Origin of the sequence: Rhodococcus sp. R1101 (genome assembly GCF_000278445.1) — a bacterium.
Lineage (GTDB): Bacteria > Actinomycetota > Actinomycetes > Mycobacteriales > Mycobacteriaceae > Rhodococcus > Rhodococcus gordoniae.
Window position 1 is genome coordinate 1 of record NZ_AJVB01000788.1, and the last position, 1,014, is coordinate 1,014.

At 64.3% G+C, this 1,014-nt stretch carries 1 pseudogene; it reads left to right on the top strand.

Annotation, left to right across the window (positions count from 1 at the left end):
* Positions 1-540 (top strand): annotated as a pseudogene (locus tag R1101_RS28635) (NAD(P)-dependent oxidoreductase); the annotation flags it as partial.
* Between the last annotated feature and the right edge of the window lie 474 nt (positions 541-1,014).

Here is a 1,014-nt window from a genome sequence, read left to right on the forward strand (position 1 = left end):
GTCGAGGGGGAGCTTGTCCCTGCTCCCGTCACTGCGCTGAGCGCGAGTCGTCTGACTGCCGAAAACCATGTACGCGAGCACGGCGGTCTGGTACTGCGTCCCGGATTCGTGCACGGCCCCGGCGACCGGTGGTTCCTGCCCGGGTTGGCGCACATCGTCTCGACTCTCGGGGCGTGGGTCGACGATGGCGTCGCACGGCAATCGGTGATTTCACGCCGTGACGTCGGTCGGCTCGCCGCCGCGATCACGGCGCGCCCGCTAGCGGCTGCGTTACGTGGGGGCATACGGCATCTCGCGCATCCGACCGCGGTGACCGTCCGCGAACTCGTCCACGCTGCCGCCGCCCGTGGGCTGCTCGCATCACCGACCCACTCCGTCGACTTCGGGCAGGCACTGCGGAGAGGGCAGGAACGAGGACTGTCCGCGCGTCACATCGATCTGATCGGGCACGATCATCACTACGCCAGTGCCCGAATCTGGGCCGAGGCTGCACTGCAACCCTCGCCGGACCCCATCGCGGCAAATCCGACCTCACGGTAGGGAAGCTCCTGAAATCCCGACGTGGATCGGGTTCGACGAGTTCTCCGGGACGGAGAAACCGTGCAGCGTGTATGTGTCGGTGAAGCGTTCCCTATGTGATGTACATGCGGTATTCTCTACTGGACCGGCAATACCGGTCGAATGGTATTGTTTGTATCGGATGGCATCGATGCGGGTGAATATCGGGAGTGGCTGACAGGCCAGTGATGGCGAGCTTTACGAGGGGTACTCACCATCACTGGCCTGCGAGGTTCCGTCGGCATAGGGCGCCGACGGAACCTGTCCGCGCGTCGGGGGGGAAAGCGCGCGAACTATGCCCCACATAGGGAGCGTGGGGCACTGCACAGACTATTCGAGAACTCGACCGTGTGCACAACTCCTCCTCGTTCGACGACGATCTCGATGACGGGTGCCGAAGTGCAGGACGTGGTGTGAGCCTGTCGGTGACCGCTTCCCGCAAGGTACCCCTGCTCG